The sequence below is a fragment of the Pseudomonas sp. Kh14 genome (assembly GCF_900291005.1).
Classification (GTDB): domain Bacteria; phylum Pseudomonadota; class Gammaproteobacteria; order Pseudomonadales; family Pseudomonadaceae; genus Aquipseudomonas; species Aquipseudomonas alloputida.
In genome coordinates this window covers 1-13501 of record NZ_OLKJ01000032.1, presented here as the reverse complement: position 1 = coordinate 13501, position 13501 = coordinate 1, and the positions used below count along the sequence as shown (strand labels likewise).

11 protein-coding genes and 1 riboswitch are annotated in these 13501 nt (G+C 64.4%); of the genes, 6 read left to right on the top strand and 5 right to left on the bottom strand.

From position 1 onward, the window contains the following. The first annotated feature begins 23 nt into the window (after positions 1-23). Positions 24-452 (top strand): multidrug/biocide efflux PACE transporter, encoded by a 429-nt coding sequence (locus FQ668_RS16585; protein WP_019436996.1) that lies wholly within the window; start codon positions 24-26, stop codon positions 450-452. 231 nt (positions 453-683) lie between these two features. Here FQ668_RS16585 and FQ668_RS16580 read toward each other — a convergent pair whose 3' ends face one another. The 4 genes from FQ668_RS16580 to FQ668_RS16565 all read right to left on the bottom strand — a co-directional run bounded on the left by FQ668_RS16580 (position 684) and on the right by FQ668_RS16565 (position 4325). Next, positions 684-1703: a branched-chain amino acid aminotransferase gene (locus tag FQ668_RS16580; RefSeq protein WP_014590758.1), complete on the bottom strand. Its 1020-nt coding sequence runs from the start codon at positions 1701-1703 to the stop codon at positions 684-686. A 136-nt stretch (positions 1704-1839) separates the two neighbouring features. Then, positions 1840-3417: an ATP-binding cassette domain-containing protein gene (locus FQ668_RS16575; RefSeq protein ID WP_019436997.1), complete on the bottom strand. Its 1578-nt coding sequence runs from the start codon at positions 3415-3417 to the stop codon at positions 1840-1842. A 171-nt stretch (positions 3418-3588) separates the two neighbouring features. Beyond that, a complete protein-coding gene (locus FQ668_RS16570; RefSeq protein ID WP_014590760.1) occupies positions 3589-3951 on the bottom strand; it encodes a hypothetical protein in 363 nt (120 codons plus the stop codon). Then, on the bottom strand, positions 3948-4325 hold the full coding sequence (locus FQ668_RS16565; protein ID WP_010954367.1) for a glyoxalase superfamily protein: 378 nt from the start codon (positions 4323-4325) through the stop codon (positions 3948-3950). The genes FQ668_RS16570 and FQ668_RS16565 overlap by 4 nt, the downstream gene beginning before the upstream one ends. Positions 4326-4425: 100 nt before the next feature. Then, positions 4426-4643: riboswitch (cobalamin riboswitch) on the top strand. 99 nt (positions 4644-4742) lie between these two features. Here FQ668_RS16565 and cobW point away from each other — a divergent pair. The 4 genes from cobW (at position 4743) to FQ668_RS16545 (ending at position 11258) form a co-directional block, all read left to right on the top strand. After that, positions 4743-5810 carry a cobalamin biosynthesis protein CobW gene (gene cobW, locus FQ668_RS16560; RefSeq protein WP_019436998.1) on the top strand — a complete coding sequence of 356 codons (1068 nt, stop codon included), beginning with the start codon at positions 4743-4745 and terminating at the stop codon, positions 5808-5810. A 3-nt stretch (positions 5811-5813) separates the two neighbouring features. Next, positions 5814-9575 carry a cobaltochelatase subunit CobN gene (gene cobN / locus FQ668_RS16555; RefSeq protein WP_019436999.1) on the top strand — a complete coding sequence of 1254 codons (3762 nt, stop codon included), beginning with the start codon at positions 5814-5816 and terminating at the stop codon, positions 9573-9575. A 1-nt stretch (position 9576) separates the two neighbouring features. After that, entirely contained in the window at positions 9577-10590 is a 1014-nt protein-coding gene (locus FQ668_RS16550; protein ID WP_014590764.1) for an ATP-binding protein, read from the top strand. A 77-nt stretch (positions 10591-10667) separates the two neighbouring features. Next, entirely contained in the window at positions 10668-11258 is a 591-nt protein-coding gene (locus tag FQ668_RS16545) for a VWA domain-containing protein (protein WP_019437000.1), read from the top strand. Positions 11259-11364: 106 nt separating this feature from the next. Here the strand turns inward: FQ668_RS16545 and FQ668_RS16540 are convergent, their stop codons facing one another. Then, complete coding sequence (locus tag FQ668_RS16540; RefSeq protein ID WP_014590766.1) at positions 11365-11631, bottom strand: hypothetical protein; 267 nt, start codon at positions 11629-11631, stop codon at positions 11365-11367. 342 nt (positions 11632-11973) lie between these two features. Between FQ668_RS16540 and FQ668_RS16535 the strand changes: the two genes are divergently transcribed. Beyond that, positions 11974-13299 (top strand): sigma-54 dependent transcriptional regulator, encoded by a 1326-nt coding sequence (locus tag FQ668_RS16535; protein ID WP_019437001.1) that lies wholly within the window; start codon positions 11974-11976, stop codon positions 13297-13299. Positions 13300-13501 lie beyond the last annotated feature (202 nt).

Genomic DNA, 13501 nt, shown 5'->3' with positions numbered 1-13501 from the left:
TCCCGCAATGGATGGAATTTGCAATGAAAAACGTGTCTTTCACCGAACGCCTGGTCCACGCCGTTGGCTATGAAGTTTTTGCGGTACTGCTGTGTGCGCCGCTGCTGTCCTGGATCATGGGCAAGTCGTTGGCAACGGCGGGCGCGCTGGCGGTGACCCTGTCGGTGATCGCCATGCTGTGGAACATGGTCTACAACGCACTGGTCGATCGCTGGGTGCAAACCGAACGCATCAACTGGAAGGCCAGTACGCGTTTCGTGCACGGTCTTGGCTTCGAAGCCGGCCTGGTGGTGTGGTGCCTGCCGGTGGCGGCTTGGATGCTGGAGATTTCGCTGCTGCAGGCGTTCATGGTGGAGCTGGGCTTCTTCGTGATCATCCTGCCCTACACGGTGCTGTACAACTGGGCGTTCGACAAAGCCCGGCACCTGCTGGTGCAGCGGCGCCTGGCATGATTCGGCCACCCGGCGCGGTTCATTGATCGGGGGTGGGCACAGGTCGGGGTTGGGCACAGGCCGTCGTAGGAGCGGGTTTACCCGCGAAAGGGCCGGGCCTGCTGGCCAATCTCTACACGCCGTTCACCGTTGCCGTCGGGGTAAACCCGCACCTCAAGGTGGCCGCGTAAACCCATGAAAAACGGGGCATGCCATCGCTGGCATGCCCCGTTTTCATACATCTGATGCGCCTCAGTCGACCTTGACGATCCAGCCTGCCGGTGCTTCAACATCGCCGCTCTGGATGCCGGTCAGCTCGTTGTAGAGCTTCTGGGTAACCGGGCCAACCTTTTCCAGGTCGTGGAACACGTGCAGCTTGCCGTTGTACTCGATACCGCCGATCGGGGTGATCACCGCAGCAGTACCGCAAGCGCCGGCTTCGATGAAGCGGTCCAGCTTGCTGATTTCGACGTCGCCTTCGATCACGGTCAGGCCCAGGCGTGATTGCGCCAGTTCCATCAGCGACAGGCGGGTGATGCCTGGCAGTACCGAGGCCGATTTCGGGGTGACGAACTCGTTGTTGGCGGTGATGCCGAAGAAGTTGGCCGAACCGACTTCCTCGATCTTGGTGTGGGTCAGCGGGTCGAGGTAGATGGCGTCGGCGAAGTTGGCCTTCTTCGCTTCAGCACCCGGCTGCAGGCTGGCAGCGTAGTTGCCGCCGACCTTGGCCGCGCCGGTGCCCTGTGGGGCAGCACGGTCGAAGCTGGAAATCTGGAAGTTGTGCGGCTTCATGCCGCCCTTGAAGTACGAACCAACCGGGATGGCGAACACCGAGAAGATGAACTCGGGGGCGGTGCGCACGCCAATGTTGTCGCCGGTGCCGATCACGAACGGGCGCAGGTACAGGGCGCCTTTGCCGTGCGGTGGCACGAACTTTTCGTTGGCCTTGACCACTTGCTTGCACGCTTCGATGAACACATCGGTCGGCACGTGCGGCATCAGCAGGCGTGCGCAGCTGCGCTGCATGCGGGCCGCGTTCTGGTCCGGGCGGAACAGGTTGATCGAGCCGTCCTTGCAACGGTAGGCCTTCAGGCCTTCGAAGCACTGCTGGCCATAGTGCAAGGCCGTGGAGCCTTCACTGATGTGCAGTACGTTGTCTTCGGTCAGGGTGCCCTTGTCCCACTCGCCATTGCGCCATACGGACAGGTAGCGTTTGTCAGTCTTGATATAGTCGAAACCCAGCTTGTCCCAATTAATGCTTTCGTTGCTCATGACACCCTCATTGTCTTGCAAGTGCCCGATCGCTCGGGCTGCTGTTGTATGCGCACCATGCCACCTTAATACATCCCACGCGGATCGGGAACGGCCAGTCACGAATTGATAGGCTGCGATGCTTTTTTTTCGGTTTCTACAACAGCAAGTACTCATCCAGCGCCAGGTTTTCCAGCAATACTGCATCATGGGACGCCACTATCAGCGCCCCGCGAAACTGCCCGAGCATACGTTCCAGGGCTGTCAGCGATGGCAGGTCCAGGTGGTTGCCGGGTTCGTCCAGCAGCAACAGGTCGAGCGGCCGTTCGCGGTACAGCACGGCGGCCAGCGCCGCCTTCATACGCTCGCCGCCGCTAAGCAGGCTACTGGGCAGTTCGATACGGGCCGCATCCAGGCCCAGTTGCGCCAGGCGGCTGCGCAATTTCCCCTGGGCCAGCGTCGGGTTGGCTTGGCGTAGGTGTTCGAGCACGCTGCGGTTGCCTGCCAGTGTGCTGCAGTGCTGGTCGAGCAGGGCGGTCTCACCACTGAGGTGCACATTGTCGGGCGATGCCGGCAATTCCCCATTCAGCAGCCTGAGCAGGGTGGACTTGCCACTGCCATTGGCGCCGATCAGCCCTACGCGCTGGCCCAGGCACAAGCGCAGGTCAAGCGCTTTGCGGGTGCCATGGGGCAAGCAAAGTGCCTGCAAGGCCAACACTTCACGGCCCGGATGACGCTGAGGTGCGGGCGCGTGCAAGGTAATGGCGCTGTCTTGCTCCACCTCGCGGGCGGCGTCACGCACTTTGCCCAGTAGCGTTTGCCGAGCATCGCGATGGTCGCGGCGCTGCTTGCCAGCAGTGGCCTGGCTGCGCTCCTGCTTGCGGTCGACCAGAATCTTGGCCTGGTTGGCGTGCTTGGCTTGGCGCCCGGCCCGGGCCTGATGGCGCTCCAGGTCTTCGCGTTGGCGCTGCAGTTCACGGGCCTGGCGTTGCTGCTCCTGCTTCAGCCGGGCAAGTTGCTGCTGCGCCTGCGCCGTCTGGTTGGCTTTTTGCGCACTATAGAGGCTGTAGTTGCCACCGTAGGCCTGCAAGCCCAGGCTGGATAATTCGACAATGCGTGCCATGTGCGCCAGCAGGCTGCGGTCGTGGCTAATCACCAGCAAGCCACGGTCCCATTCTTCGATCATGCTCAGCAACTGGGCTCGGGCGTTGCTGTCCAAGTGATTGCTTGGCTCGTCGAGGATCAGGTAATCGGCATCGCTGAGCCACGCGCCAATCAGCGCCACGCGCATGGCTTGGCCACCGCTCAGGGTTCGTGCGGGCTGGCGCCAGTCGAGTTGACCCAGCCCGTGGCCCTGAAGCTGCAGCTGCAATTGCTCGCGCATATCCCAGCGCTCACCAACGGTGTCGAAATCCTGGGGTTTGATGCTGCCTTGCTCGATGCGCTCCAGCGCCGCAATCACCGGCCCCACTTGGGCCAGGTCGGCCAGCGTGGCGCTGCGCGCGATGACTTGCTGGTCCAGCAAATGGACAAGCCCGAGGCGCCGACAATGGCCGCTGCTCGGTTCACGCCGGCCGGCAAGAATCTGCCCTAGCAGGCTTTTGCCCACGCCATTGCGCCCGACCAGGCCGGTGCGGCGTTGGTCGAAGGTTTCGTTGAGGTTGCTAAACAGCGGCCTGCCATCAGGCAAGGCCAAGGAGACGCTGTCCAGCGTCAGAATCGACGTGTTCGTCATGCACAACTCCACAAATGCCGCGACATCTCCGGAACGAACCGGAGGCTGAAGACTGGCCGTCGAACGGACGGCGGCATCAATGGCGCATTGGACGAACACCTCGTAATTTAGAGAATGCGTAGCCTAACGGACCGTCTGGGGCCGGGTAAAGCACCGGCTGCCGGTTGAGGCTTAGCGCTGCGTCTGCAAGCGCTTGGCCCAGTCTCCGCCGTGGCCGTGCGCGCAGGCTTCTTCACTGTCGAATCGCACATGCCAGGCCGGATGGTCCAGCTGAATGCCGGCTTGCTCCAGCGCCAGAGCGGTAAGTGCCAACATGCGCGCCTTCGCATCACCGACCACGGCCGCTGCCTTGTCAGCCTCTTGCCCGAATACCCAGGTAATACGCAGGCTGCCCGGAAAGTCCTCGGGGTGGAGGCGATGGGTAAGCCAACTGAAGCCGACAATCTCCGCCTTGGCGGCTTCGCAGGCATCGGTCAGGCACGCGACCAACTCCCGCTCCAGGCGGCCCATTTCGCGTTTGCCCAATGCCTTCACGGGTTAGCCTCGTCATCGATCTGCTGGCAAAAGCGCAGGCGGTTGCCGAACGGGTCCCACACCTGCATCTGCAGGCCCCAATCCAGGCGCTCGGCCTCGGGCCGGGCGAAACCGTACTGTTTACCCTGCAATTCACGCTCCAGCGCGTGCAGGTCGTCGAGGCGGGCGAACACGGTCGAGCCAGGGCAGGCATCGCCATGGTGCTCTGAAAGGTGCAGGATCAGGCCATCACGATGGATCTGCATGTACAACGGCAAGTCCGGGCTGAAGCGGTGCTCCCAGTCCAGGCTGAAACCCAGGAAATCGAGGTAGAACTCCTTGGCCTTGTCGATCGAGAATATGCGCAGGACAGGTATGGCGGGGGCGAGGGGCATGGTGCGTCCTTGTCCGTTGAAAAGGTGCCACTGTAGCGCAGTTGCTCCCCTTATGGTCGACCAGCCGGCAGCAATGGTTGACCACCCGCCAGCCACTGCGTAGCCTTGCCCACTTCGAGGTTCTTCGGCCTGGCCGAAGCTAAGACGGGAACGCGGTACAAGCCGCGGCTGCCCCCGCAACTGTAAGCACCGACAACGGATCGACACAGCCACTGCGCCAGCGCGCGGGAAGGCGTCATCCCGCCAGCCCGCTGTTCGACTGAACGGGGACATGGAACGGTGCAAGCCAGGAGACCTGCCTCGTCACGTTTTCGACTTTCAACCGGGCGGGGTGATCCGGTGGCGAACAAGCCCGGCCGGCCTGGCCTGCGGCTGTCGTCCTGCATGCCCGCGCCACACTGCCAAGGGCAATGCGACATGAAAACACTGGCCAAGCTCCCCGTCACCATCGTCACCGGCTTCCTCGGCTCGGGCAAGACCACCTTGCTGCGCCACATGCTCGACAACGCCCAGGGCCGCCGCATTGCGGTCATCGTCAACGAGTTTGGTGAACTGGGCATCGATGGCGAAATCCTCAAGCAGTGCAGCATCGGGTGCACCGAGGAAGAAGCCAGCGGCCGCGTCTACGAGCTGGCCAACGGCTGCCTGTGCTGCACCGTGCAGGAAGAGTTCTTCCCGGTGATGCGTGAGCTGGTGGCCCGCCGTGGCGACCTCGACCACATCCTCATCGAAACCAGCGGCCTGGCCCTGCCCAAGCCATTGGTACAAGCGTTCCAGTGGCCGGAAATCCGCAACGCCTGCACCGTCGATGCGGTCATCACCGTGGTCGACAGCCCGGCCGTGGCCGCTGGCACCTTTGCTGCCTACCCGGACCAGGTCGATGCCCAGCGCAAGCTCGACCCTAACCTGGACCATGAATCGCCCCTGCACGAGCTGTTCGCTGACCAGTTGGCCAGCGCCGACCTGGTGGTGTTGAACAAGGCCGACCTGATCGATGCCGAAGGCCTGGCCAAGGTGCGTGCCGAGTTGGCCGAAGAACTGCCGCCGGCGGTGAAAGTGATCGAGGCCAGCAGCGGCAAGCTGCCACTGGAGGTGCTGCTGGGCGTGGGTGCCGAGTCCGAGGCGCATATCGATGGCCGCCGAACCCACCACGATTCGCACCACGACGGCGACGATCATGACGATCATGACCACGACGCTTTCGACTCCATCTCCATCGACCTGCCGGAAGCCGACGAAAGCCTGCTGCTCGATGCGCTGACCCAGCTGGTGGTGGAGTTCGGTATCCTGCGCGCCAAAGGCTTCGCCGCCATCCCGGGCAAGCCGATGCGCCTGCTGGTACAAGGCGTGGGCACCCGTTTCGACAAGCACTTCGACCGCGCCTGGCGCGCCGACGAGCCGCGCATCACCCGCCTGGTGCTGATCGGCCAGGACCTCGATGCTGCCCAACTGGAAGCGCGCCTGCGCCAGGCACTGGGCGCCTGACCCATGCACCTGCTGCGGACCCAGCCCGGTGGTTTCGTACCGGATGACAGCATTGCCGACCTCGGCCAGACACCCGCCGAGCTGGTGATTCTCTGCAGCGGCGATTCACACCTGGCCTTGCTCGCCGACACCGCCGAGCAATTGCCCGAAGACTTTCCCAGCCTGCGCCTGGCCAACCCGATGCAGGTGCAGAACCATGCCTCGGTCGACCTGTATGTCGACCAGGTGCTGCGCCACGCCAAGGTCATCCTGGTGTCGCTGCACGGTGGCGTTGGTTACTGGCGTTACGGCGTCGAACAACTGGTCGAGCTGGCCGCCCGTGGCGTGCAGCTGATTCTGGTGCCGGGCGATGACCGCCCGGACCCGGAGCTGACCAGCCTGGGCAACGTCCGCGGTGAGCAGGCCGAGCGGCTTTGGCATTACCTGCGCCAGGGCGGCAAGGCCAACGCCATCAACCTGTTCAACTGCCTGGCCAGCCAATGGCTGGGCCGCGACTATGCCTGGGACGAGCCGCAGCCTTTGCCGCGCACGGCGGTGTATCACCCCGCCAAGGGCAGCGCGACACTCGAGGACTGGTACCCACACTGGCACCCCGAGCAGCCAGTGGCGCCGCTGCTGTTCTACCGTTCGCACCTGCAAGCGGCCAATACCGCCTTCATCGACGTGTTCTGCCAGCGCCTGCAGGCTGCCGGCCTGAACCCGTTGCCGATCGCCGTGGCCAGCCTCAAGGAAAGCGCCTGCCTGGAACAGGTCGAAGCCTGGCTGGACGAGGCCGGCGCCGAAGTGCTGGTCAATACCACCGGTTTCGCCTTGTCCAGCCCCGAGCGCCCCAACCTGCGCCCGTTCCGCCGCGACATCCCGGTGCTGCAGGCCATCTGCGCGCAGGACAACCAGCCCGGCTGGGAAGCCAGCGAGCAGGGCCTGGGCGCGCGCGACCTGGCCATGCACATTGCATTGCCGGAGCTGGACGGGCGCATCATCACGCGCCCGGTCAGTTTCAAGGACATGGCCTGGCGCAGCGAGCGCAGCCAATCCGACGTTGTCTGCTACCGCGCCCACCCCGAGCGCATGGACTTTGTCGCCGAGCTGGCCCGCCGCTGGGTCGAGCTGGCCCGTCTGCCCAACGCCCAGAAGCGCGTGGCATTGGTGCTGGCCAACTACCCGACCCGGGATGGCCGCATTGGTAATGGCGTCGGCCTGGACACGCCCGCCGCCGCACTCAACATCCTCAAGGCGCTGCAGGCCGAAGGCTACCCGCTGGCCGAATTGCCGGGCAGCGGTACGCAACTGATCCACCAGCTGCTCGGTGGGGTGACCAACGACCTCGACCACCTCGACCAGCGCCCCTGTGCCCAGAGCCTGAGCCTGGCCGATTACCAGGTGGCCTTCGAGCGCCTGCCGCAGGCCAACCGCCAGGCAGTGCTGGAACGCTGGGGGCCGCCCGAACAGGACCCGATGTTCCGCAGCGGCCGGCTGATGGTTGCCGGCCTGCGCTTTGGCTTGACCTTCGTCGGTATCCAGCCGGCGCGGGGCTACCAGGTGGACCCCAGCGCGGTGTATCACGACCCTGACCTGGTGCCACCGCATGGCTACCTGGCATTTCACTTTTGGCTGCGTCACGCATTTGCCGCCGATGCGGTGATCCACGTCGGCAAGCATGGCAACCTCGAATGGCTGCCCGGCAAAGGCGTCGGGCTGTCGGCGCAGTGCTGGCCGGACGCGCTGCTGGGCCCGCTGCCGAACATCTACCCGTTCATCGTCAATGACCCGGGCGAGGGTGCCCAGGCCAAGCGCCGTACCCAGGCGGTGATCATCGACCACCTGATGCCGCCGCTGACCCGTGCCGAAACCTATGGCCCGCTGCGCCACCTGGAACAACTGGCCGACGAATTCTACGAAGCGCAGTTGCTCGACCCAAGGCGTGCCCGCGAGTTGCAGCGTGACATCCTCGAACTGGTCAAGGCCAACCACATTGACCGTGAGTTGCAACTGGAAGGGCAACTGGACGATGCGGCGCTCTGGCTGCCGCGCCTGGATACCTACCTGTGCGACCTGAAGGAGTCGCAAATTCGCGATGGCCTGCACGTGTTTGGTCAGTCACCTGAAGGGCGGCTACGCCTGGATACGCTGCTGGCATTGTTGCGGGTTGAGCGTGGCGACGGCCGTGGCGGTAATGCCAGCTTGCTGCGGGCTTTGGCCAAGGCACTGATACCGGGCTGGGACCCGCTTGATTGCGACCTTGGGCAGCCGTGGCAGGGCATGCGCCCTGAACAGCTGCAGGCCATGAGCAATGAACCTTGGCGCACCTGTGGCGACACCCGCGAGCGCCTTGAGCTGCTGGCACTGCAGGTGATCGGGCAGGCGCTGGAAGGCACAGCACAGTTACCCGACCTGAGTGAGTGGCAACCGGTGCACGCTGTAGTGCAAGCCCTGCGTGAAGCGGTCGCACCCAGCCTGGACGCCTGCGGCACGGCTGAAATGCATGGCCTGCTGGCGGCACTGGCCGGGCGCTTCGTGCCCGCCGGCCCCAGTGGTGCGCCAAGTCGAGGGCGCCTCGATGTGCTGCCCACCGGCCGCAACTTCTATACCGTGGACGTGCGCAACCTGCCCACCACCACAGCCTGGCGCCTGGGCTTCGCCTCGGCCAGCCTGATCCTCGAGCGCCATCTGCAGGACCACGGCGATCACTTGCGCCAGCTCGGCCTGTCGGTGTGGGGCACGGCAACCATGCGCACCGGCGGCGACGACATCGCGCAGGCCATGGCGCTGATGGGCGTGCGGCCTGTCTGGGCTACCGGCAGCCAGCGCGTCGACGACTTCGAAATCTTGCCGTTGAGCCTGCTCGACCGCCCGCGGGTGGACGTGACCTTGCGCGTTTCCGGCTTCTTCCGCGATGCCTTCGGTAACCTGATCCGCCTGTTCGACGCCGCCGTGCAGGCCGTGGCCGCGCTGGACGAACCTGACGACCTCAACCCCCTGGCTGCCCGTGTGCGCAGCGAGCGGGCCGCGCTGCAGGCTCAAGGTGTGGATGCCGAGCAGGCCGCACGCCAGGCTGGCTGGCGGGTGTTTGGTGCCAAACCCGGCGCATACGGTGCCGGGGTGCAGAACGCCATCGACGGGCGTTTGTGGCACAGCCGCGACGACCTGGCAGAGGTCTACCTCAACCACGGCGGCTATGCCTATGGCGGCAGCGACGACGGCACCCCGGCCCGCGCCCAGTTCGCCCAGCGCCTGGCCAAGGTGCAGGCGGTGCTGCAGAACCAGGACAACCACGAGCACGACCTGCTCGATTCCAACGATTACTACCAGTTCCAGGGCGGCATGCTGGCGGCCTCGGAAACCCTGTCCGGGGCGGTGGTGGCCAGCTACCATGGCGACCACAGCCAGGCCGACCGACCGCGCATCCGTACCCTCAAGGAAGAGCTGAACCGGGTGATCCGCGCCCGTGCGCTCAACCCCAAGTGGATCGACGGGGTCAAGCGTCACGGCTACAAGGGTGCCTTCGAGATGGCCGCGACAGTCGACAACCTGTTCGCCTTCGACGCCACCACGCACCTGATAGACGACCATCATTACCAGGGGCTGGCCGATGCCTATGTGCTCGACCCGGCGACCCGCGATTTCATGCGCGAGCACAACCCCGAGGCCCTGCGCGACCTCACCGAGCGCCTGCTGGAGGCCCAGCAGCGCGGCTTGTGGCAGGCGCCGGGCGACTACCGCGAAGCCCTTGAGGAACAATTGCTCGACGGCGAGGAACAGGCTTGAAATGAGTGAACCCGTACAATTTCCGCTGGCGGCCGTGGTCGGTGCAGACGACCTCAAGCTGGCGCTGTGCCTGACCGCCATCGACCCCAGGATCGGTGGTGTGCTGATCGAAGGGCCGCGTGGCATGGCCAAGAGTACCCTGGCCCGTGGCCTGGCCGACCTGCTTGGCGAAGGCCCGTTCGTCACCTTGCCATTGGGCGCCAGTGAAGAGCGGTTGGTCGGCACCCTCGACCTGGATGCCGCGCTGGGGCAGGGCAAGGCGCAGTTTTCCCCGGGCGTGCTGGCCCAGGCCGACGGCGGTGTGCTGTATGTCGATGAGGTCAACCTGCTGCCCGACACCTTGGTCGATCTGTTGCTTGACGTGGCTGCCAGCGGCACAAACCGCATCGAGCGTGACGGTATCTCGCATCGGCACAGCGCCCGCTTCGTACTGATCGGCACCATGAACCCGGAAGAGGGCGAGCTGCGCCCGCAGTTGCTCGACCGTTTCGGCCTGAACGTGGCGCTGGAGGGGTTGCCGGAGCCCGAGGCCAGGCAGCAGATCATTCGCCGCCGGCTGGCCTTCGACAGTGACCCGCAGGCGTTCTGCGCACACTGGGCCCAGGCCCAGGCGCAACTGCGCGAGCGCTGCCAGGCGGCGCGCCAGGCCCTGGCCGACATTGCCCTGGATGACCAGGCGCTGGCCTGGATCACCGAGCGCTGCTACGCCGCCGGCGTGGACGGCCTGCGCGCCGACCTGGTGTGGCTGCGCGCTGCGCGCGCCCACTGTGCCTGGCGGGGGGCTGCAGCTATCGAAGAAGTGGATGTCGAGGCGGTGGCCGAATTCGCCTTGCGCCATCGCCGCCGTATGACGCCCCAGGCCAATCCGCCGTCGGCGCCACAGTCGCCTGACCAGCAGCCTGGTGCCGGCAACCCGGGTGAACAGGGTGGGCAGGGCGACTGGGGGGCATTACCGGCACAGCCGGTGGCCAGCGGCGCGCGCCGTGAGGTGCCGAACTGGGCAAAAAAGCCCTGAGCATCCCCCAGCCACCAGCCAAAGGGGCGGATGCCAGAGCGGGCATAGGCAAGCAGAACGGTAGCCGCCGTGGCCTCGTGCGAAGTGCGGCGGCCGGCCGGGTAGCCTGGCTGCCAACCTTGCTCAAAGGACGGCCACGTCAGCGACAGGACCTGTGCTGGCAGCAGCGCCAAGGCAGGCCGGCAGAATTGTGGCTGGTGATCGTCGATGCCTCGGCTTCAACCCGGCGCCATCAGGCGCTGGCGCAGACCAAAGGGCTGCTGGCGGCGTTGTTCGACCAGGCCTATCGCCAGCGCGCCCGCCTGGCCCTGCTGACTGCCAGCGGCCGCACGCCGCAGTGGCAGCGCCACGGGCTGAAGGCATCCGCTGCCTTGCAACCCTGGCTGCAGGCCTTGGGAGCAGGTGGGGGCACGCCGCTGATCGCCGCACTGGAACAGGCGCGGCACTGGCTACAGGCGCGGCAGCGAGCCCACCCGCAAGAGGCCTTGCGTTGCCTGGTGTTCACCGACGGGCGCCTGCAGCACAGCAATACCGTGCAGCCGATGCCATGCGCCACGTTGTTGGTCGATATGGAACTGGCGCCAGTGCGCCTGGGACGCGCGCAGCGTCTGGCAGAACAATTGCGGGCCGATTACCAGCACTTGCAACAATTCAAGGTGGTGGATTGAACTGGCAGGTTGCGACACTCTGTCGCAATTGGGAAAGTTGCCACAACAGCAACAGAGAAGTTGTACAAGTGCGTGACCATGCACGCACTTGTTGTGCCGGCCGATATTACTTTGGCATCGACCACGGTTGCAGGTCGTAGCCCTTTTCAGACAATTCGGCGCGCACTTCTTCGATCAGGCTGGCCCACTGGGCCGGGTCGGAGTAGATGCGCGACGACACTTGCTTGGCGCCGATGCGGGTGCTGGTCCGGTCGATCACTGCCAGGCTCAGTTCACCAGTACCGTTGGGTGCATCCCAGGCTACGCACTGGAAAGGTTCGAAGGCGTGGTCGGCAATCAGCAGTGCTTCGTTGACACGGAGCGGGGCATTCATGGTTCGGTCTCTCTATGGTCCCAAACATCGAAGTGAAGTCCGCGTTGCTTCAAAGTCGCCTCATTGATCGCGAAGTGCAGCGCGGGGTTATGTCTACTGATGCTCGTTGTTCGTGGGTAAGTCACACATTGGCTGTAAATTTTTTTTTAAGCGTCGACGCAGTTCTTGCCGGCGCCGCCATGTGATGTCGATAAAGTGCGAAAATTCCCATGGCGGTTTGTAAAAAAATGATTCGGCAGACAGACGGTACTGGGCACCGTCAACTTCGTTGCTACTGTTAAACGGGCGCCACAACTTGCTGTTTTATTTCAAAAAACCAAAAACTGGCGCCAAGGATCGGTTATGCAGCAGCCTGCCGCTCAACGCCGTTTGCTTATCGTCGACCCCTGCGACGATTGTCACCGCTTGCTACCTGGTCTGCGCAACGCAGGTTGGGATGTGGACAGCTGTATGCTCGGGGCCGCGTTGGACCACACGTGCGATGTCGGGCTATTGCGCTTGCAGGCTTCGCACCTGAGGCACCCGGACGCGGTCAAGGACATGATCAAGCGCAGCAACACCGAATGGATTGCCGTGCTCAGCGCCGACCAACTGCGCATGCCGGCGTTCGGTGATTTTGTGTGTGAGTGGTTTTTCGACTTCCATACCCTGCCGTTCGACGTCTCCCGCGTGCAGGTAACCCTGGGCCGGGCCTTTGGCATGGCACGCCTGCGCGGCAAGGGGGCCGTCAAGGTCGATGAGACGACCCATGAGTTGCTCGGCGAAAGCCGGCCTATCCGCGAGTTGCGCAAGTTGCTGGGTAAACTGGCACCCACCGAATCGCCGGTGCTGATCCGCGGTGAGAGCGGCACCGGCAAAGAGCTGGTGGCGCGCACACTGCACCGCCAGTCGCAACGCAGCGAGCAGCCGTTCATCGCGATCAACTGCGGGGCGATCCCTGAGCACTTGATCCAGTCCGAACTGTTCGGCCATGAGAAGGGCGCCTTTACCGGTGCCCACCAGCGCAAGACCGGGCGTATCGAAGCGGCCGATGGCGGCACACTGTTCCTTGATGAAATCGGCGACTTGCCGTTGGAGTTGCAGGCCAACTTGCTGCGTTTTTTGCAGGAGAAGCACATCGAGCGGGTGGGTGGCAGCCAGCCAATACCGGTGGATGTTCGGGTGCTGGCGGCCACCCATGTGGACCTGGAGCGGGCCATCGAGCAAGGGCGTTTCCGCGAAGACTTGTATTACCGCCTGAACGTCTTGCAGGTGGTGACCGCGCCGTTGCGCGACCGGCATGGTGACCTGTCGATGCTGGCCAACCATTTTGCCCATTTCTACAGCGTGGAGACCGGGCGTCGGCCACGATCGTTCAGCGACCATGCCCTGGCGGCGATGGGGCGGCATGACTGGCCGGGCAATGTGCGCGAGCTGGCCAACCGCGTGCGCCGCGGGCTGGTGCTGGCTGAAGGGCGGCAGATCGAGGCGCAGGACCTGGGGTTGCAGCTGCTCGACCCGGAACAACAGCCGCTGGGCACGCTGGAAGAGTACAAGCAGCGCGCCGAGCGCCAGGCGCTGTGCGATGTGCTCAACCGGCACAGCGACAACCTGAGCGTGGCGGCCAAGGTGCTGGGCATTTCACGGCCGACGTTCTATCGGTTGCTGCACAAGCACCAGATACGCTGAGCGGCGCTCTTTGAAGCCGCTCTTACAGGGAAACCACAAGCCCCCTGTAGGAAGGGTTTACTCGCGAAAGGGCCGGGCCTGCTGGCCAATTTCCACCTGCCGTTCACTGCTGTCGCCGCTACCGTATTCGCGGGTAAACCCGCTCTCATCAAACAAAATGCAACCCATTGTTTTTTTAAGCCTCACGCAGCCACTACCTGAT

Excerpts from the sequence above, each read along its gene's own strand:
- FQ668_RS16585 (WP_019436996.1), top strand. The coding sequence starts at position 24 with ATGAAAAACGTGTCTTTCACCGAACGCCTGGTCCACGCCGTTGGCTAT.
- FQ668_RS16580 (WP_014590758.1), bottom strand. The coding sequence starts at position 1,703 with ATGAGCAACGAAAGCATTAATTGGGACAAGCTGGGTTTCGACTATATC.
- FQ668_RS16575 (WP_019436997.1), bottom strand. The coding sequence starts at position 3,417 with ATGACGAACACGTCGATTCTGACGCTGGACAGCGTCTCCTTGGCCTTG.
- FQ668_RS16565 (WP_010954367.1), bottom strand. The coding sequence starts at position 4,325 with ATGCCCCTCGCCCCCGCCATACCTGTCCTGCGCATATTCTCGATCGAC.
- cobW (WP_019436998.1), top strand. The coding sequence starts at position 4,743 with ATGAAAACACTGGCCAAGCTCCCCGTCACCATCGTCACCGGCTTCCTC.
- cobN (WP_019436999.1), top strand. The coding sequence starts at position 5,814 with ATGCACCTGCTGCGGACCCAGCCCGGTGGTTTCGTACCGGATGACAGC.
- FQ668_RS16550 (WP_014590764.1), top strand. The coding sequence starts at position 9,577 with ATGAGTGAACCCGTACAATTTCCGCTGGCGGCCGTGGTCGGTGCAGAC.
- FQ668_RS16540 (WP_014590766.1), bottom strand. The coding sequence starts at position 11,631 with ATGAATGCCCCGCTCCGTGTCAACGAAGCACTGCTGATTGCCGACCAC.
- FQ668_RS16535 (WP_019437001.1), top strand. The coding sequence starts at position 11,974 with ATGCAGCAGCCTGCCGCTCAACGCCGTTTGCTTATCGTCGACCCCTGC.